The sequence below is a fragment of the Aeromonas sp. A04 genome (assembly GCF_047780465.1).
Classification (GTDB): domain Bacteria; phylum Pseudomonadota; class Gammaproteobacteria; order Enterobacterales; family Aeromonadaceae; genus Aeromonas; species Aeromonas bestiarum.
Genome location: NZ_JBLNHP010000005.1, coordinates 150284 through 168200 on the forward strand (window position 1 = coordinate 150284; position 17917 = coordinate 168200).

The window sequence follows — 17917 nt, forward strand, 5'->3', positions numbered from 1 at the left end:
GCGTTACAGGCGTTAGGGAATGAGATACCGATTCAGCGTCTCCAGCACGCTTTGCCGGTCCTCTTCCGACAACCCCAGATAGGGGCGCTCGGGCAGGTTGACCTCGGGGCGGCCGAACTGATGAGCCGCACCGTATTCCAGCGGAGTACCGAAATAGAGGGTCTGCGGTTCGGCCTGATAGTTGAGGGTATCGCGTAGATCGTCGTTGAGGCGCAGCACTTCATCAGCATAGCGCGGCTTGCGGGCGCGGTACTTGTCCGAGAGCGGTGCCCAGGGTTCCCCTTCCGGGGTTTCTTGGGCATCCCAGCGGTCTCGGTGCGACAGCTGCAACCCTTCCCCGATATCGGCCAGTGGCTCGCTGAGATCACCGGTGCGCTGGTAGAGGCGAGCCAACAATTCGTGGGCATCGGCCACCCCATGGTGGCTAATGGCGATAAAGCTACCCGCCATCAGATCTCATCCTCAAAGGTGGTCATATAGTGCAGCGCTTCCTCATCCGCATTCACCATGGCGGCCTCCCAGAGATCCCCCATCAGGTCGGCTTCCGCATCACGGGCTTGCTCGCATAGCGCATCCAGCGCCTTGGCTTGTGCCAAGGTAAAGGGGCCATCCTTTGCCAGCAGGGCACTGGCTTGTTCCAACAAGGTCATCCTCTCTCTCCTTTGCCACTGGCAGCCGTGGCCTGGGCCAACATGGCCTCCACCCGTTTGGCCAGCTCGGGGAAATGCGCCACCATGGCGTCCCTGGCCAATACCCAGGCGGCAAACGCCTCGGCGGCGGCTTCCATCCTGGTCTTGCCGGCATACTCTGTCAGCAAGCCAACCCCCGTCAAATCCGGTTCACCGGCCCAAAAGTGGACCTGATGCCCCAGTTCGTGCAGCCAGGTCGATACCCGTTGTGCCGACTCACCTTGCCTGGCCCCCACATTGGCCGACACGCTCCAATGGCGGCGCAGGGTCTCACCGCTGGTCCCTCTTGGCTGCCATTGCCGGGGACCGCTGTTGCTCTTGGCATCCGCCACCACCTCGGTGGCCGCCGCTTGCACCGCCTTGATATCGACCGTCTTGAAAGTATCGCCCCCCTTTACCTTGATCACCAGATGATCCCAGCTTTTGGCGGTAAAGCCATTGGTCATGCTGGCGCGGCGAGAATGGTAGAAGGCGCGCACCAGGTAAGCATCCTTGCCCAGATACTCGGCAATGGCCGGGGCAACCTTGAGCCCGGCTGCCCCCTTGCCCATCTCGGTCTGCTTGATAAACAAGGTCTTGACCGGGTGCGCCTTGAGGAAGGCCGTCAAGGGCTCGCGCTGAGGGGCTGGCAACTGGGCCAGCAGGTCACTCAAGCCCTGCGCACTCACCCCCTTGGCACTGGAATAGGCACTCTCCACCATCCGTTCTGGCAGCCGCTCGGCCAACGCTGGCTTGGCTGCCTCCCGCTTGGCTACGGCCTTGGTCAGGGCAGCCGGGGTCTGGGGCCGGTAATCAAAGCCGGGGTCGATACCTTTAGGGAGCTTGTGCAACTCCCCGGTCGCCTTATCCACCCACTCATAATCGCCGTCATCCGGCGCCTTGCCGACTTCAAGGCCGCGCCGCTTGAGGTCGGCTGCCGAGAGCAAGAATTTCTTGCACTTGCAGCCATAACCGTTGCTCGGGGAATGGGTATTCCACCAGGGGTGCTCCACCGGCAGCACCAGGTTGTTCCACTTGAGGTGCAACTCCCTCGGGTGCTCGGAGTCCCCATGGCGATAAAGAGCATAGGGGCGCTGGTGCTTGATACGCTCTATCTGATATTCGCGCCCGGCGTTGTAACTCTGGCGCAGGTTGGTCTCGAAGATGACCCGAGAACGCCACGACGCCGGGCCGGTATGATCCCAACCGTGGCGGGCCACGATGTCCTTGAATGCCTTCTGAAACACGCCGATGGATTGGCCTTCACTGATCGCCTTGTCTACTGCACTGCGCAGGTCAGCCAGCAAATCCGTCTTGGTCGCTCCCGCCACCATAAAGGCCCGGTTATGGGCATCGCGCCACACATCAGCCCAGCGCTCGCTCGGCATATCGAGCTTCTGGCGAAGGAAGGCGATCGCCTCGGCAAAGGGGAGCGAGCCATATCTGACTGGTGAAGAGCGAACCGGCATCAGCGGCCCTCCTCCACTTCCAGCATGCCGAGCAGCTCGCTGGCGGCGATGGCCTGGGCCAGCAGGGCACCCAGTTCATCATGACTGAGTGCCGGCTCCAGCGCCAACAGGCCATCCCGGATCTCCTCCAGGGTGGTGGCCTGCATCACCACCCCCTGGACGGCATCTGTCATGCCCGCCAGCAAGGGCGCCATCTCGGCCTGCAGCCGGGCCAGTTGGGCGTCGTTGTTATCCCCTCGCGGCTGAGCCTTGCTGGCCACAAGCGCAGCCAGCCCAGGGGTGACAACCTGGGCGGCGAGCTGTGCCTTGAGGGCGGCTTCCCCCGGCGCGGCTTGATTATCGACGATGACCAGCACCTCTTCCCCCTCCTTGGGAGCCGGGATCTGCAGCTTGTCGCGCACCCACTGCGCCGGGATCTGCATCCCCATCCCCACCAGGGCACGCAGCGGATAGGCCAGATCGCGCATATCCTCCGGCTCGGTCACGTCGAACTCCAGCCGTGGGCAGCGGCGCGGCCCCTGATAGCTCTTGCCGTTCAGGGCATAGAGGGGATAGACCAGATCCCGGGTCAGGCTCGCGGCCAGCTGGCGCAAGTCGGCATCTCGCACCTCCTGGCGCACCTCGTTATGGACGTTGCCGAGCGCATTGGTCGAGCTCTTGCCATCAGCTTGGGAAGTCAGGGTTCCACCCAGCACGGCCTTGCTAATGGAGCGCTCGCACCACTCCATCATCACCACGAAGGGATCGGCCTGACCGCTGGCGGCGTTCTGGAACTCGATCTCCATACCCCTCGGGATAATGCCCCCGGCGTTATGACCGATGGAGAGCACAGCCTGCAACAGGGTCGCCTTCTCCTTTTCGGTGGCCCCCTCCGGGTATTTGCCCAGACGTACCGGCAGGCCATAGATCTCCAGAAACTCGGCCAAGTCGCGCACGCTGTAGTTCTTGAACAGGAAGGGCCAGACCAGGGTGCGGATAAGGCCGGTGCGGGCCAGATAGCCCGATTTGGATTTGGCCTTGTGAACCAGCCAACCGAACGGATTAAGACCCGCCCCCTCCTTGCTGCCATCGCGCAGCCGCAGCTGATTCCAGTCATCCGGGTGGGTCTGGAACCAGGCGGGATCACGCCAGACGATGCCCTTGGGGAGTTGCAGCCCCTCTACCATCTCCCAGCCGCTGAACTCCTGGGCACTGAACCCCTTGAGCACAGCGTCGGTGGCGTCAAAAATGGCATCGTCGAACCAGGTGAAGTCCTCTATCAGCTCGCGGATCATCTCGCTGTCGCGCTTCTCGGCCGGGGTGGCGTTGCGGGGTGGCTCTATAGTCCAGCTCACCCCCAGCAGGGAACGGCGGCGCTTGCCAAGTTCGCTCTGCAGATGGGCGTCTTTCTCCTCCATGTCTTCGGCCAGCTCGCACTGGGCGATAAGGCTCCCCTCCTCCGCCTCTTTCAATGCCGCCGCAGCCTTGCCCGGCGTCAGCCCCACGGTCGGGTGCTCGCTGTAGTGGCGGCGCAGCTGAGCCAGCTTGGCATCGTTCTCGCTCTGCGGCTCTTTCTGCAGGCGCAGCGGATTGCCGTGAATGTCTATGATCCCGCTCATTACCAGGCACCTCGTTCATATCGGTGATAGTCATCATTGCGCGTTTCGTCACGCTTGCCAGGCAAAGGGGTGAACTCGATGGCGCCCCCTTCCATCCAGCTGGCCCGCACCGCCATGACCAGGGCAACCGCAAAGTCGCCGTGCCGCTGCTGGCCGCCCTGGCCAGTGTTTTTGCCCTTGTCAATCTTGGGGATGCCGTTGATGACCTGGATCTTGCCCAGATCGTCCTGCACGTCCGCATGGCGCGGGATCGTCAGGTTGCCATCCTCAAACTCGGCCTTGAGCTTGGGCATCCACTCCCGATACCAGGGGTCATTGAGCATCACGCATTCGATCATCCCGGCTCCCCAGCGCAGCCGAGCGGCCTCCGCCAGATAGCCGCCGTTGCCGGTGGCATCGAAGGCTGCTGCCGTGAAGCGGTACAACCCATGCAACAGGTAAAACAGGATCTGGCGTTGGGTCTCATAGGGGGCGTTGACCAGCTCCACCACAAAGGGCACCCGTTTACGCAGGTTGGTCGCGATGGAGAGCGGCACAAACACTGAGAGATCCCCCTTGCGGGCGAAGTCTTCGCCCAGCACATGACGGCAACTGCGATCAAGCGCCGCCAGGCAAGGCTTGAGGTGTTCCTCGCACCAGAGCTCGGCCACTGCCTTGCGGGTCTCCTCGCTTTGCAGCTCGAAGTCCTTTGGTGCGGTAAAGCGCAGGATGGGAATATCCAGCTGCATGGCCCGCTCAATCAGTATCCGCTTGATATAGGCGCCGCTGCTCTGCTTGGGCACGCAGAAATACTCCTCCAGGGCGTCTTCTTCGGTGGCGGTGTCCTTGAGCAGGCCCGCCTTCCAGGCTTCCTCTGCCTTCGGCGTCCAGGGCGTTCCCTTGACCTGGCAGATCCGGCGATAGAGCCCCTGCCGGCAGGCGTCGTCCAGGGTGATAGTGTGGATGGAGTAGCGCTTCTTGCCGGCGCGGCTGTCGTTGATGAGCTGGTTGAACAGGTTATCCACCCCGTTGTGGGTGCTGATGAGCCGCACCTTGGCGCCCCACATGGTCAGCGCCAGCGCGGCTTTCAGCACCTCGGCCAGCCGGTCGTGGAAAGCGGCCTCGTCGATGGTCACATTGCCCTGCATCCCCCGCAGGTTGGAGGGGTTACTAGAGAGCGCCTGCACCTTGAAGCCGGAGGCGAAATAGACCACGAAGGTGAGGATGGCTTTATCCTCATCGTCGGTGAATACCTCCTCCTGGATCTCCCCGGCAGCCTTGTTGAACGCCTTGGCCCACATGGCCACGGCGTCGATAAACTCGCGGGCCATCTCCTTGTTGCTGCCCACGTAAAAGTGATGACCACCGCCAGCCGCTTTTGCCTTGGAGGCCGTGAGCGTTGCATCGGCGGCCTCGGCCCAGGTGATGCCGGTACGGCGGCTCTTCTCGGCGATCTTGAGCGGGCTCTCGTCGGCGATCCAAATCTTCTGATAAGGCAACAGCACCTCGTCGGGGCTGTACTCGGTGCCGAGCTCTTGCGCCAACTGCTGGGAACGGGCAACGGCGGTCTGCGCCATAGGGCTCTCGCTCATCATCAGGCAATCCCCAGAATTTCACGGCGAATGGCAGCGGCAGCCTCACCACTCAACCCCGCCTGGGTGACGATCGCCTCTGTCTTGGCGGCCACCTCTTCGGCGAAGGCCTGGCGGATCTCTTTCTCCCGCTTGTGACTCTGCATGGCGGTGGATTCCAGCCGCTGGGCCGCCAGCATGGCGTTTTTCAGCATGTCGATATCCACGGCCTCCTCCGGGTTCTGCACCTGGGCCAGCATCGCCTTGAACAGCTGGGAGCGGCCCAGTTCCAGGATGAGCTTGGTGGTCTCCCCCATCGGCTTGTCACCGAGCTGGGAAGTCAGTGCCGCCGTGGTCTCTCGCAAGTCACGCAGGTGCTGGCCCACCTGCTCCACCTGGCTGGCGTGGCGACTGAGCCCCGAGCGGGAGAGCTTGAGATCGTCAGGCAACCCGGCCTCTTCGATGAGGCCATTAATCTCATCCAGGATGGCGGCCTGGCTGTTGCCCTTGTCACGCAGCATGGCGTTGAGGGCATCGCGGATAGGCTCGGGCAGCAGCCACACCTTGCTGGCACGGCCCCGGGTCGGTTTCTCGGCCATGGCTAATCCTCCGCTCTGCATTTCTTGATGCCGAGCCATGCACTGTCGTGAGCCGCCGGCTTCAATTCGGGTACGGTGTGGGTCGGTTTCTCGGCCATGGCTAATCCTCCTCAGTCTTCAGCTCGGGGCTTCTTGATGCCCGGCACGGTTGCCCGCCCTTCTGCCACGTCCTGGCCACGGCCGGTGAGGTGGGCCACCTGCACCTGGGCGAGGCGTTCGATGCGCACCAGCCCCTGCTCTTCCAGCCAGGCCAGCAGGGTCTTTACCCGATCCCGGGTCACCCGGCCGGTACCCAACTGATCGAGGCAGTCATTGAGGATCGACTCGTTGGCCGCGCCACCGATATCCAGCAGGGAGCGCAAGATCACCAGGCGCTGCTGGGAATCCAATATCGCTTGAATGCTCATGCTTTCTCCTTCTGTACCGCTGCGAGTTCATTCTCCAGCAGCATGTCGGCGAGGCGGCGGGCTTGGCGCAGCTCCGGCTTGACCTCTCGCAGCTCACCACGCAGCTCGCTTATCTCCAGCTGCAGCTTGTGCAGCTCCCGCTCGCTCGGCAGATCGATCAGCGCCTGCTCCACCCGTTGTACCCGCGCCACCAGGGCGGTGAGATCTTCCCGTTTGGCGTAGGTTTTGGAGAGCAGGATGATGACCACCAGCCCCACCAAACTGGCCAGGGCATACAAGGGCCCCCAGTTCTTAACGATGAATTCCCACACGGACTGCCTCCTTGCGCTCATACAGGGCCTGGCACTCGATGCAGCGCTCGGCACCCGGTTCTGCAGCAAGGCGCGAGGGCGGGATGGCGTCATCACAATCGCAGCAGATGCCATCCCCCTGGGGCCTTGACCTTGTTTGATGGGACTGAATAAGGCGCCCGGTTCGCTCGGCATCGAGCTGCTGGGCGCGGTCTATGGGGTCGCTCAAGGTCGTCTCCTTGCGGGCCGGTTACTTGACCACATGGGTCGCTTTGAGGCGGCCCCAGATAGCAACCAGACCACCGACTGCACTGGCCAGATCCACTATGGTGGTGGCCAGACTGGCTTGGGTGCCGACATCGACCGGCACACCGAACAGGCCGGCAATACCAGCACCGACAGCAATCAGGCCGCCGATCACGGTGCGGCTCTTGAACGCCGACTTTGCTTGGGGTAACAGAGAATCAGCCATGTTGAGGCTCCTTGTGTGGGGGTTGGAACTGACAGGGGGAAAGACGGGCACGGGCCCGCAGGCGATCCAGCTCGGTGACCGAACGCCAGCCCTGAGCGAACAGGGATTGACGGGTGGCGTGGTGGCTGTAAAGCGGGATCGTCTCCAGGTCTGCACTGGTAGTGTTCTGGTTGGCCAGGTACGCCTTGAGGTGGGCGCGGCGCCCATCCTTGAAGCAGGCGAGATAACGGGGGTTCTTGAGTTCAGGAATGCCAAAGCAGCCAGCGGCCTGGATCCCTTGCAGCGCCTGGCGGAGCTTCTTGATGAGGTTGGTGCTAACCAAGCTGGGTTTGCTCATGCCACCTCCCCGAATCGGGTCGAAAGCAGATAGCTTTGCAGGCGCAGTAGGCGGTTGACCCAGCCCCAGGCGTTGGCCCATTGACTCGGGTCTTTGCGCACTATGCCCAGCATGTAGCTGGCGCGGATTTCCAGTAAGCCAAGCAACAGGGCGCGGCCACCATCCCGACCCGTCTTGGCGGCCAGTACCCGCAAGGTTTGCGGGCCCAGTACCCCATCGGCCAAGATGCCCAGTGCCTGCTGCAGCTGACGCACCGAACGGCCAGGGCTGTGGTGGACTGCCCCATCGAACAGCGCAATGGCAATCAGCGGGCAGACGCTATCGACCCGATCACAGCGGGCGGGTAACCAGTAGTTGGCTCGGTAAAACAATTCGGTGTGAGCAGGTGTCAGATCGCGAATGGCGATATCCGGTTGGCCGTCTCGATCGAGATCGGCCATGCCGTCTTTCTTGCCGTCGGCGGCATCGGCGATACCGTATTTGGTGTGGCCGCCCCGGTCGGCCGGGTGATTGACCTCGCCCCCTTCCACATCGGGACGAAGCAACCAGGCAAGTGCGGAAGAAAAAGTATAAGGCAACATAAAGGCCCCTCGATTAACTGCGTTATTCGCAGCGTACCGAGGGGCCTCTATGGCATGGGTTTATGGTGGATTAGAACTATGGCTTCTTGGGTGGTGGGGTCGTTGGGTTAACACCGCTATTTCTGGGTGGCTGATAGCTGTTTGTGTTAGTCGTATTCCCACTTGGTTTTGGTTGAAGAATAGGCTGATATCCATCCATCCCAACTCCGGGAGTTCCCTTTGGGAAATCTGTCGGCCTCTTACTCATAATTTACTCTCCAGTCTTCACGGTTTTTTGGGGGGTGGACTGGGTGGGTTATCAGCGCTACTATCTGTTCGATTACTAGGCTGATAACCTTTTTTTACATCCCTCCATTCCCGTGGCTTTCCCGTACTTGGTGTACGTTCGACAATTTTTCCTTGATCATTCTTTTTTTGAGTCATATACGAAACCCTTCTTATGGTTTCTTTGGAGGTTGTTGTATTGGACTTGTGCCGCTACTTCTCGTAGGTTGATAACCATTAGTGGCAAGTGCCTCATTACTTTTAGACTCTGGGCGAGGTTTTGGAGTATATCCACTAACACTGGCTAAAAAGGTATTATCTTTAACTCGAGAGCCGGACATATAAAGTTCCTTTCAGGGTTTCTTGGGTGGAGTTGTTGGAACAACGCTACTTTTTGATGGCTGATAACCGTCGTTCAACTTGACCGACCCATCACCCGCAGGTTTTGGTTGATACCCTTCAAAACCACCGACTTTAGGTAAGGGAGAAGATGATGTTTTGGATGTATCTTGAGACACGGTAAACCTCTTGATTATGGTTTTTTGGGCGGTGGATTTGTCGGGCTACCGCCAGTTCCAGTAGGCTGATACCCACTCCTTACACCAGAAGTGCCTGATTCGCCGGAATCTTTGGGTTGATAACCATGCTTATTTGAATTACCTGATGAATTGTTATCATTTTTTACAGTCATTTATTACGCCTCAGTCAGCTTTGTAGAACTCTAAGTAAAGAATTTCAGAGGACAATATCAATATTCCAGCAGAGCCATCCTTTGTCCGCTCAAGACATTTATCATCATTGATAATCCATGAATCTTGTAAAAATATCTGTTCTGGTGCAGGAGAGCTTGAAGCAAAAGACTCAGAACCATAAAGTCCTCCTACCTTTTCACCGGACTTGAGGGTAACGATTACCCAGTACATCTGCCTTTTGGAAAAAACATAATCCCATGGTTTTTGTATTGGGTGGAGACTTAGTTTCTTAACTCTGACCGTCACCCACAGATATGAAATCAAAACAGGAGAAACAAATAGAACTAAAAAATAAAAAATAACGTACAACCAGAAATGCACGTTTTTTAGCTCACCTGACTCAACCATATAAACGACTGGCAGCCATATCACATAGTTGATACAGCTGTATGACACAGCATCAATGAGTTGTTCGGAGGTGGATTTTCTCTCACTAGCTACTGCAAACAACTCGTATGCCTTGATTGCAATGAACCCTGGCATAACAAACGCAACAAACAGCAATAACTTATTCAGTTCGAGAATTTCCAAGCTCATTGAAGACACCAAGATGCTGATAATTAGGATAATATATACCCATTGGAGAGAGATGGGAACACCGACTAGGAGCCAAAAAGATCTGGCTGATGCCGCCGCCGGGTTAGTTGCCGCTGCTCCGCTACTACTGCATAGGTCTGGGGTACCGACAGACCATGCTTGCGGGCCAACTGGTCGATATTGCGGCCATTGAACTCATCCCAAATGGCCCGGTCCCGCAGCGCAGCCTTGAGGTGATCACCTGTGGGGATATAGTAGGCACGCCCGCCCATATAATGGGCCTGTACCAGCGCCAGCTTGCGAGCCTGAGCCCGGGCAAGATCGGGGGCAATGCCGCCCCGTGCCAGTTCGCAGGCCAGCACATCCACCAGCTCGGCCAGCGCCTTGGGCCACTTGGCAGTCAGCTCGGTCACAGGGATCTGATCCAGCCGGTCCACCAACTGCCCCAGCGACTCATGATCGTCGGCAAACAAGTCGAGGTTCTTATCCATGTAGCATCTCCTCAAAAACTCCGAGAACGGCCTGATAGCCTGCCACCCGCCCGGTTTTCTCATTGATGGGGACGGCTAGCTTGGCACTTTCCAGCACCTTGACCATCTCCCGCTTGTGCCAGTTCTTGAGGGATTCCAGCACCCTGTACGCCAGTGCATCACTGAGCCAGGCCACCTCAGCCACCCCGATCCCCTTGTTTATCCGCACAGTCTGGCGCTCGACGTAATGATTGAGCGCAGTCTCGCTGCCATCACGCAGTAGGCCATGGCGGTGCATGGTGATCCAGACTGCCCGGATAACGCCTATCTCTCCCGTCCTGACCAGGGCACCGCTGACGGGGCTTAAACGCTGGCTGGCAGCCCCTTTAACAGGACGTTTAACGGTCGGTTTAAAGCCTGCCGCCTTCATGGCCACCAGCACCTTGTCCAGCTCCTGCAGGGTCAGCTCGGCTGCCGAACGCTTGCCGCTCTGCTGTGTCAGCAGCTCACGATAGGTCTCCTCATCGAGCCCCAGGGCTCGCCTGCCAACCTGGACCAGCCGGATCAGACGAGTGCGGTCACTGCTTGGCTTATTGTTCTGCTCATCGCTCTTGATTGCGCTCACCTTTCCCTCCTGCCTTTGCCGTCCAGATTTGCCCTGCCGCCATCACGTCCGGCCCGCTGCGCCACTGAGGACAACGGCTATCGAGCCACTGCTCTGCCTGCTGCTGACTCAAGGGGCCAAACTTCATCACATAGGCCAGCAGTTGCGGCCAATTAGACATGGCCATGACTGACCTCCCCCGCGACAGCCCTATCCCGCTGCAGCTCTGCCACCAGTTGCCAGCGCATCTGGCAGGCTTCTCCGGCCAGCGCATGAAAGCCACGAGCCCGCGCCTCTTTATCAAACTGCTTGAGCTGTTTGCACACAGCTCGTTTATCAGGGGCTGCCTGTGCAATGGCTGCCGCGCTGAAAATCTTGGTAAGCCGAATATCCATCTCTGTTTTGGTCATCGCCGTGCTCCTTTATCGAGGCGGTGAAGACCTGGGCCCAGATCGTTCGGTTGCTCATCAGTACCCAGACACCACGCTGGATAGACGGGGGCAAGCCCCCCGTTTCGCTTAGTGGGATAGTTGTTTTCTCGCCTTGTTGACAATAGTGAGCAACATGGCTCGGCGGGACTTGTGCGCCGCTCCGGTGGCATCTTGCGAATCCATGAAGTCCAAAGCGAGCTGCGCATCGCTCAGGGCAAGATGCGGATTGCTGCGTAGCTGACACTCCAGAGAGCTCTTGGCATCGGCCACACTGGTGTTCAACAGAGCTTTTACGTTTTCCATCGCATTCCCTCCCTACAACTTGGCCAGATCTAGGCTCATCTGGATGTAACGGCCCTGGCCATCCCGCTCGTAGAGCCGCAGATATTGACTGGTGCCGGTCACCTGAATGGCATCGACAGCGGCTTGCATGGCCAGCAGCCAATCCGGGTCATCGATATTGAGCTGGCGCAGGGAGAGCACCTGATTGACGTCGATATGACCGCTTTTGGATACCCGGAATGCATGGTCTACCAGGGCGCGGATCTCACTACTGGCGCCATCGCTCCAGCGTTCAATGCACTGGTCAATCAATGCTTTGGCAGCCTGGATCCGTTCATCAAATTTGCGGTGCTCACCCACTGCCCGAATGAGCTTGTAACGACCATCAAAACTGAGCAGGGTGACATTGCCCTTGGTACCGCCCCACGCCACGCCGTACTGCTCGGCGGAGAGGTCTACAAAGTCAGCGATCTGCTGCATGGCGTTGATCTTGAACGCCGCAAGGCGGGAGCGCTCTTCATGGGCGGCCGCGATGATGGCCATCACCACTTCATCACGCAGCTTGTCAGCCGGAGTGATCAGGTTTTCCGGTACCCAGTGCCCCTGGGCGTTCTGACGCATCGGGGTTGTGCTGGCGGTCTGTGCTTCTTGCATGGGCTTCTCCTTAGTGGATCTTGTTGCTGCCAGGCATCTGATGGCCCACATAGGCCGCCTGATCCGGGGCTGATGCGCTCGCCTGTTCTTCCTGGTGAGTCGCACCGCAAAAGTCGAGAAACTTGGGTAACTGGCGCAGCACCACCTTGGCCAGGTCTTCGTCCTCTATGTCGATCTGGATCTTGACCATTTCCGTCTCCTTACTGGCGCCAATGCAGCACGCAGCCACCAAAGCGCACCAAGGCAACCTCCCGCACCACCCCCGCCAAACACTCGCGGCTCAACACGGCACGCGCTTTCATCTCGCTGGGCAGTGGCCCCGTCACCGCCAGCAGCGGGGTATGGCAGATCTGGCTGGTGCGAACTTCACAGCCTTTCGCGGTCAGCCAATGACGCAGTTGCTCGGCGGTATTTTGCAGATTCTTCTTCATCCCATTCTCCTTGTGATCTCAATCACTGGGCCCACCGCACACCCCGAGCCCGCTGGTTTACTGGTTGTTCTTCTCGGTCCGATCGAGCAGCCGGTTGTACTTGATGCCCATGATCTTGAGCTCCTCCGCTAACAGCTCGGTCAGGATGCGCAGGGACGAACTGGCATTCTCTCCATCGCTTTTTGCCTGTCGGCGCAGCCGGGAAAGAGTGGCCTCGGCGTCATAGCGGGCGCTCTTGTCGATGCCTTTGTTGTTTGACCCAACCGAGATGCGCATTGGCCGTCGTAGTTGCTGTTCCTCACCCAGTTGGCTATGGGGGCAGCCACTGCGGCACGCCTTCCAGAGCTTGATGTCCATCGGGCTGCTACCCACATCACGGGGACCACGGCGCTGATGGGCAAGACATTGATGCACCGGTATTTGACCCAGAATGGGGCACATCACCTTGCTGCCCATCAGGGCCCCTTCCACCAGGGTTTGTACCCTTGCCATATCGCCGGGATATTTCTGGTTACAGACCTGGCTGATAGTGGTTCTGGATAAACCAAGCTTGTCGGCCACCACGGCCAGCGAACTGGCTGTGACTTCGGCCTGTAACACCTCAAGCCACGTGTCCATGAGGCGCCTCCTTCACATCAAATTGATAAAAGCGCTGTTCGTTCTGATCCCAGCATCCCCCCTGTGTTGCCCTGACCATGGGAGCAAAACGCCCGGAGTCCCGGATCAACTGGTAACGATTCTGGTTACCTTTCACCTTGAAGCCTTCGATCTTGTCCACCAATCGCACATACCCAGCCCTAACCAAGAAGGTGGTGTAAGTGCTTGCGCCGCTGTCATCGACGCCAGAGGTGATAGCAAGATCGCTCAAGGTGAAAAACCGGCTGATCTTCATGGTGTTCCACATCTTTTGTTGCACCGTTTTTCGATGGATACGGCGTTTTTGGCGCTGCTTGGTTTTACGATTACCAGAGCCAAACGCAGGATCGCCTGCAGTCTCTACGACTTGGTAACGGCTGCCTCGAAATGAAACACTGCTTCCAAACGGTTTTTGATACACACACCGCAGGTGACCACTTGCCAACCAACTGCGCACCACCAGATAGATATTCCTCAGCTTTAGCGGACTTCCTTCGGCTACCTCCAATAGATCGAACGAGTCTTGTTGGCACATCCAGCGCCAAGCCGCTTCTGCATTGCTGTTTATGCTTTTACCGACCACTGGTATCCCTCCCGTGCTTTGTTGTTATTTGCTGGTCCTCGCGGCTACCGGTTGCGGCGCACGTCATGCAGCAGTTCGCTGGCGTCCACATCCTCCAACCGGATAATCCGGGCATCAGAGGCCATGGCCATCTTCTCGATCTTGTCCAGCGCCGAGACGATGGTGCGCACGACACCGTTGGAACGCTTGCGGATGAGATCCAGCAGGGCATCGTCGATCTCCACGTCTACCTCCAGCATTTCGCTGGCTATCAGGGACACGTCCTCCAGATCGGCGGGTTTGAATTCAATCCACTGGGAGATGCGGTTAAACAGTTGCTTGCGCTGGCTGATTCGGCGGGCAATCTCTTCCATGCCCACTAGGATCAGCGGCTGTTCGGTGGCATCGTAGATATCGCGCAGGGTCTCCATGATGCGGGCATTGCCGACCACGTAATCCGCCTCATCCACGAAGATGGCCAGCTCTTCGGCCCGCACGGATTCGACGATGCTATCGACCTGTGCCCGCAAGTTATGGCGCTGGGGAATGCCAATCTCTTTGGCGATCTGCTCCAGCAAACTGGTCACTGTGTCGGCCTTGTAGCAACGCACATAGATACCGTTCACTTCGTCTTGGTTGAATAGCCACTCGACGGCGGTGGTTTTGCCAAACCCGGAGGGGCCGTGGATCAGACCAATCCCCGGCACTATGCTGGAGCGGTTGAGCAAGTTGTCGAGCAACTGCTCGGTCTTGATCATGTTTTTGACTTCGACGATCTTGTGTTTCATAGTGGTTTTGTCCTTATGTTGTGGTTTTACAGGGCCGCTCGTTAACCTTTTGCCAGGGTGTTGCGAGTGGCCCTGATGCTTTCCAGATGGCGGTGAATCCGTTTCGCCATCAGCTTGTGGCTATAGAGATACCGGGTCAGCCACTCCTTCTCCCGCTCCGTCAGCGGGGCATCCAACTCCTTCTCTGCCAGGTAAATGGCCTGTTCGTACTCGGTCTTGAGTGCTCTGGACTCTTGCCCTGCCGTTGCTTGCTGGCGGGCGGCTTTCTCTTCTCGCCTGGCCTCAATGGCGGCAAGTTCTGCAGCGCTGAACTGAGCCGGTTCACCGGGAGCTGCGATGCCCGAGAGCGCGGCCAGGGCCGGGTTATCGAGGGTGAGATCGCTGCGTTGGAACTGGGCGATATCCCGCGCCTGGGAGACGAAGTGGCGCACCACATCCTGATGGAGCTGGTCGATGCCAAAGGTCTTGGCCACATTGCGCATCTCGCGGCGAAAACCGGCCAGCGCCTTGGCATCGGCACGTTTGGCGGCGCGGAAGGCATCTGGGCTGACACCATTGCCCAGCAGTTCGATGTTCACGGCCTCGATCCGCTCGTTCCAATCCCCGGCGCGATACAAGATGGCGCGGCCCACATCGCTGGGGTCGAGGAACACGCTGACCCGCTGGCTCTTCCAGTTGTGCTCCAGCAGCTCAGGGGCCGTGTATTTGAGCCCACCCGCTTTGATGAAGCCCTTGGAGACGGTGGCCTCACCGACATGGTTGAGCAGCAGATCCAGCGCCGACTCGTCGCCAATGGCTCGCCGCTGATAGCGGGCATGGCCATATTTCTCGTTGGGGGTCATCCCCATGGAGCCGTGTTTGCGGTTGTGGTAGCGGGCATCGAGCCAGTTATCGAGCAGGCTCTGCAGCTCACAGGCCGTCATGGCCAGCTCGAAGATCTCCTTTTCGGCATCCGGTTTGCGTTTTTCTTCCAGACGCTGGGCAAAGCTCTTGCGTGCCTCGATCACCTGCCGGTCGGCCACGCAGTGCCCGATATAGGAGGGCAGCAACTCGATAAGGCCGTGGCTCATGGTGCGAAAGAAGCGCTCTATATGCGGTTTCTCCCACCCGGAATAGGCGTTGGAGCGGCTGACGTTCATGCCGAGCAGGGTGCAGATGGACATGACCCGCTGGCTCACGTAGTCAGAGCCGTTATCGGTGCGCATCACGCCGTTGTCGTTGAGGGTGCCCCAGGCCAGCAAAGTCTTGCGCAGCAGCAGGCAGATCCCCTCGCTCGATGAGGTCTTGGCCACCAGCAGGCGCACCCGGCGGGTAAACACGTCGATCACCGCGATAATGCTGTGACGACCATCCACCAACATGGCATCGACCGGCGTGCTGTCGAACTCCCACACGTCATTGGGCTGAGCCATCCAGGGATACATCTCCTCGATCGCGCTGCGGTATTTGTTGTTGTAGGCATCGGGGTTGGTGGCATAGGTAAAGGCCACCTTGTTGTCACTGAGCCATTTGACCATCCAGCGGCGCAAGGAGGATTGGCTGGGGATGTGCCATCCCAACTGGTTCATCTCGTTGTATTGGCTGGCGAGCTCGTGCAGGGCGCCCCACTTGTTGACCAGATGGGGTTTGGCGGTGACCAGGGCCGTCAGGAACTGGGCCAGATCCGGGCTCTGCTCCACGGTCGATGGCCGCTCCCGCTGGTAGTTGCCGGCCAAGGCTGCGGGGCCTTCATCAGCCAACGCCCCCTGCCAACGGCGCAAGGTGATCAGGCTGAACGGTTTTTGCCGATCATAGACGCTCGCAGGGAGTGACAGGCTGCGGGCACGGTAAGCCTCGATAAACGCCCGGCGTCCCACCTCCCCTTGCTGGCAAGCTTGATAGGGCGCCAGAAAGATATCTGCGGCCTGCAGGATCAGCAGCCTGGTATCAACCTTTTTGCGCGCCCCCTCCCCCAGCGTCAGCAACTTGCGACCCGCATCCGGTTTGACCGGCACCTCACGCGCCAGCAGCTTGGCCATGGCCTTGCCACCAGCAGCATGATCGGTCACGGCTTGACCTTGTTCAGCCACGGCTCTCTCAGCCAGATAGCGGCGGGTTTCTATCGGCAGCGAACCGATGTGGTATTCGGCCCCTTTGCCTTTCTCGCGCTTGCGGCTTTGCCACTCTTCTCGCTCGGCCTTTTTGCGCACACCATCGGGGTAAGCAGGCATGCCGACCAACCCGGCCAGCGCCTGGGCGGTGTACCAGGTGCTCATTGGTCACCTCCCAGCAGATCGATCTCCAGCGACTCGGAAAGCAGCGTCATGATGGTGCGGCTTTCTCGCCGTTTGGGGCTGACCCCCATGGCTGGGGCATAGTGTTTGATGCAGCGCTGTACGGCTCTGGGGTGCAGCCCTTTGGCGCGGGCCCAAGCAGCTTGGGAATATCCGCGTTTTATGAGCTCAGCCCTGATCCACTCTGGTGTTTTCCCTGACATACTCACCCCGTTTCGGTATCATCAAGTGTCGCGGCGCGTATCTTTATCATTCATAAAAGAATGATTTTATGTCGCGGCGCGTCACATATGAATGATTGATCACCCCAAAAAGATTGACAAGTCTTTTTGTGCGGAATTTTTTGTCTATCGACTCACCAGCATTAGCCACTAGCCGAGAATTCCTTGTATGTCAGAGCGTTATGAAGAAAAACCACAAACAGTACAAAAAGACGGTGAGGTATCTTTTCTGACGACGGGAATGGATACTCTGAGCGCTCGTCTGGATGAGCTGCGGGGAAATCTGAGTTACAAGGCATTTGCCGAACTGGTGGGGATGAGTGAGTCGGGGATGCGTAAATACTTCCCTCCGTTCAATTCACTGCCCACCATAGACAAGGCTCTGCGCATCGCGCGGGTGTTCAATGTGAATCTGGAGTGGCTGGCCACTGGCCAAGGCCCCAAGCATCCAGATGTAGATGCCGAGCTGATGGTGCGACGTGATGAGTTTGATGAGGAGTACGCGCTGATCGATGGCTACCATGTCACCGTCAGTACCGGCCATGGTGCGTTTAATGATGATCACGAGGTTAAACGCAAGCTGGCCTTTCGCCGCAAGTGGCTCACGTTTCGCAAGTTAAACCCGGATAACCTGGTGGTGGTCTTTGCCAAAGGCGACAGCATGGAGCCCACCATCCACTCTGGTGACTCTATCCTGGTCGATATCAGCAAGAATCAGATCGAAGATGGATCCATCTTCGTGTTGCGCCTTGGCGAAGAGCTCTATGCCAAGCGCCTGCAGAAAAACTTCGATGGCGGGATCACTATCATCAGCGATAACCGTGATGATTACCCGCTGCAGGTAGTACCTGCGAATCAACTGGAGAACCTGGCCGTGATCGGCAAGGTAGTCTGGGCAGGACACGACTTTTTTTAACCTGTCGCGCTTCAAAACGGGCTCTAAACAGTAGCTTTAACCCCGTTTTGAAGCGCCAGCTCCTGTTTTTCATTTCCAGCGTATTCACGCCAAGAGTCACGCACCGTCTTTCATTTTGGTACCAC

At 58.6% G+C, this 17917-nt stretch carries 26 protein-coding genes and 1 other RNA gene; 1 reads left to right on the top strand and 26 read right to left on the bottom strand.

Annotation, left to right across the window (positions count from 1 at the left end):
- Window positions 1-12: 12 nt before the first annotated feature.
- The 26 genes from ACM3N8_RS16320 to ACM3N8_RS16445 all read right to left on the bottom strand — a co-directional run bounded on the left by ACM3N8_RS16320 (window position 13) and on the right by ACM3N8_RS16445 (window position 16637).
- Window positions 13-450: a phage virion morphogenesis protein gene (locus ACM3N8_RS16320; protein WP_416016357.1), complete on the bottom strand. Its 438-nt coding sequence runs from the start codon at window positions 448-450 to the stop codon at window positions 13-15.
- The gene (locus ACM3N8_RS16325; RefSeq protein ID WP_043137750.1) at window positions 450-650 is read right to left on the bottom strand and encodes a hypothetical protein; all 201 of its coding nucleotides are present in this window, start codon (window positions 648-650) and stop codon (window positions 450-452) included. The genes ACM3N8_RS16320 and ACM3N8_RS16325 overlap by 1 nt, the downstream gene beginning before the upstream one ends.
- Window positions 647-2137, bottom strand: coding sequence for a phage minor head protein (locus ACM3N8_RS16330; RefSeq protein WP_416016358.1), 1491 nt, complete (start codon window positions 2135-2137; stop codon window positions 647-649). The genes ACM3N8_RS16325 and ACM3N8_RS16330 overlap by 4 nt, the downstream gene beginning before the upstream one ends.
- Window positions 2137-3735, bottom strand: coding sequence for a DUF935 domain-containing protein (locus ACM3N8_RS16335; protein WP_416016359.1), 1599 nt, complete (start codon window positions 3733-3735; stop codon window positions 2137-2139). Before ACM3N8_RS16335 ends, ACM3N8_RS16330 begins: the two co-directional genes overlap by 1 nt.
- Window positions 3735-5306, bottom strand: a complete 1572-nt coding sequence (locus ACM3N8_RS16340; protein ID WP_416016360.1) for a terminase large subunit domain-containing protein — start codon at window positions 5304-5306, stop codon at window positions 3735-3737. The genes ACM3N8_RS16335 and ACM3N8_RS16340 overlap by 1 nt, the downstream gene beginning before the upstream one ends.
- Window positions 5307-5308: 2 nt before the next feature.
- Window positions 5309-5884 carry a DUF3486 family protein gene (locus ACM3N8_RS16345; protein ID WP_065402779.1) on the bottom strand — a complete coding sequence of 192 codons (576 nt, stop codon included), beginning with the start codon at window positions 5882-5884 and terminating at the stop codon, window positions 5309-5311.
- Between the two features lie 110 nt (window positions 5885-5994).
- Window positions 5995-6291, bottom strand: coding sequence for a hypothetical protein (locus ACM3N8_RS16350; protein ID WP_098983780.1), 297 nt, complete (start codon window positions 6289-6291; stop codon window positions 5995-5997).
- A complete protein-coding gene (locus ACM3N8_RS16355; protein ID WP_265455537.1) occupies window positions 6288-6602 on the bottom strand; it encodes a DUF2730 family protein in 315 nt (104 codons plus the stop codon). Before ACM3N8_RS16355 ends, ACM3N8_RS16350 begins: the two co-directional genes overlap by 4 nt.
- On the bottom strand, window positions 6583-6810 hold the full coding sequence (locus tag ACM3N8_RS16360) for a TraR/DksA C4-type zinc finger protein (RefSeq protein WP_416016361.1): 228 nt from the start codon (window positions 6808-6810) through the stop codon (window positions 6583-6585). The genes ACM3N8_RS16355 and ACM3N8_RS16360 overlap by 20 nt, the downstream gene beginning before the upstream one ends.
- 21 nt (window positions 6811-6831) lie before the next feature.
- Entirely contained in the window at window positions 6832-7053 is a 222-nt protein-coding gene (locus tag ACM3N8_RS16365) for a hypothetical protein (protein ID WP_065402776.1), read from the bottom strand.
- Window positions 7046-7390 carry a hypothetical protein gene (locus tag ACM3N8_RS16370; RefSeq protein ID WP_416016362.1) on the bottom strand — a complete coding sequence of 115 codons (345 nt, stop codon included), beginning with the start codon at window positions 7388-7390 and terminating at the stop codon, window positions 7046-7048. Before ACM3N8_RS16370 ends, ACM3N8_RS16365 begins: the two co-directional genes overlap by 8 nt.
- Window positions 7387-7971: a glycoside hydrolase family 108 protein gene (locus ACM3N8_RS16375; protein ID WP_416016363.1), complete on the bottom strand. Its 585-nt coding sequence runs from the start codon at window positions 7969-7971 to the stop codon at window positions 7387-7389. Before ACM3N8_RS16375 ends, ACM3N8_RS16370 begins: the two co-directional genes overlap by 4 nt.
- A 965-nt stretch (window positions 7972-8936) precedes the next feature.
- Entirely contained in the window at window positions 8937-9524 is a 588-nt protein-coding gene (locus ACM3N8_RS16380; RefSeq protein ID WP_416016364.1) for a DUF6338 family protein, read from the bottom strand.
- 65 nt (window positions 9525-9589) lie between these two features.
- Window positions 9590-10015 carry a Mor transcription activator family protein gene (locus ACM3N8_RS16385; protein ID WP_416016365.1) on the bottom strand — a complete coding sequence of 142 codons (426 nt, stop codon included), beginning with the start codon at window positions 10013-10015 and terminating at the stop codon, window positions 9590-9592.
- Window positions 10008-10619, bottom strand: coding sequence for a gp16 family protein (locus ACM3N8_RS16390; protein ID WP_416016366.1), 612 nt, complete (start codon window positions 10617-10619; stop codon window positions 10008-10010). The genes ACM3N8_RS16385 and ACM3N8_RS16390 overlap by 8 nt, the downstream gene beginning before the upstream one ends.
- Window positions 10597-10785: a hypothetical protein gene (locus ACM3N8_RS16395; RefSeq protein WP_157774628.1), complete on the bottom strand. Its 189-nt coding sequence runs from the start codon at window positions 10783-10785 to the stop codon at window positions 10597-10599. Before ACM3N8_RS16395 ends, ACM3N8_RS16390 begins: the two co-directional genes overlap by 23 nt.
- Window positions 10772-11008 (bottom strand): hypothetical protein, encoded by a 237-nt coding sequence (locus tag ACM3N8_RS16400; RefSeq protein WP_005906324.1) that lies wholly within the window; start codon window positions 11006-11008, stop codon window positions 10772-10774. Before ACM3N8_RS16400 ends, ACM3N8_RS16395 begins: the two co-directional genes overlap by 14 nt.
- A 44-nt stretch (window positions 11009-11052) precedes the next feature.
- Window positions 11053-11118: hammerhead ribozyme type II (locus ACM3N8_RS16405), an RNA gene on the bottom strand.
- Complete coding sequence (locus ACM3N8_RS16410; RefSeq protein ID WP_346209397.1) at window positions 11117-11332, bottom strand: hypothetical protein; 216 nt, start codon at window positions 11330-11332, stop codon at window positions 11117-11119. Before ACM3N8_RS16410 ends, ACM3N8_RS16405 begins: the two co-directional genes overlap by 2 nt.
- Before the next feature lie 12 nt (window positions 11333-11344).
- Window positions 11345-11965 (bottom strand): DUF3164 family protein, encoded by a 621-nt coding sequence (locus tag ACM3N8_RS16415; RefSeq protein ID WP_416016367.1) that lies wholly within the window; start codon window positions 11963-11965, stop codon window positions 11345-11347.
- Window positions 11966-11975: 10 nt separating this feature from the next.
- The gene (locus ACM3N8_RS16420; protein ID WP_005906330.1) at window positions 11976-12155 is read right to left on the bottom strand and encodes a hypothetical protein; all 180 of its coding nucleotides are present in this window, start codon (window positions 12153-12155) and stop codon (window positions 11976-11978) included.
- A 10-nt stretch (window positions 12156-12165) separates the two neighbouring features.
- On the bottom strand, window positions 12166-12396 hold the full coding sequence (locus tag ACM3N8_RS16425) for a hypothetical protein (RefSeq protein WP_125729406.1): 231 nt from the start codon (window positions 12394-12396) through the stop codon (window positions 12166-12168).
- 57 nt (window positions 12397-12453) lie between these two features.
- Window positions 12454-13014, bottom strand: coding sequence for a transcriptional regulator (locus ACM3N8_RS16430; protein WP_416016368.1), 561 nt, complete (start codon window positions 13012-13014; stop codon window positions 12454-12456).
- The gene (locus tag ACM3N8_RS16435; protein ID WP_125598305.1) at window positions 12998-13615 is read right to left on the bottom strand and encodes a hypothetical protein; all 618 of its coding nucleotides are present in this window, start codon (window positions 13613-13615) and stop codon (window positions 12998-13000) included. The genes ACM3N8_RS16430 and ACM3N8_RS16435 overlap by 17 nt, the downstream gene beginning before the upstream one ends.
- 44 nt (window positions 13616-13659) lie before the next feature.
- Window positions 13660-14382 (bottom strand): AAA family ATPase, encoded by a 723-nt coding sequence (locus tag ACM3N8_RS16440; RefSeq protein ID WP_125598302.1) that lies wholly within the window; start codon window positions 14380-14382, stop codon window positions 13660-13662.
- Between the two features lie 41 nt (window positions 14383-14423).
- Entirely contained in the window at window positions 14424-16637 is a 2214-nt protein-coding gene (locus ACM3N8_RS16445; protein ID WP_416016369.1) for a DNA-binding protein, read from the bottom strand.
- 408 nt (window positions 16638-17045) lie between these two features.
- On the opposite strand from ACM3N8_RS16445, the gene ACM3N8_RS16450 reads away from it, so the two are divergent.
- Window positions 17046-17792, top strand: coding sequence for a helix-turn-helix transcriptional regulator (locus ACM3N8_RS16450; RefSeq protein WP_098983768.1), 747 nt, complete (start codon window positions 17046-17048; stop codon window positions 17790-17792).
- The last annotated feature ends 125 nt before the right edge of the window (window positions 17793-17917 follow it).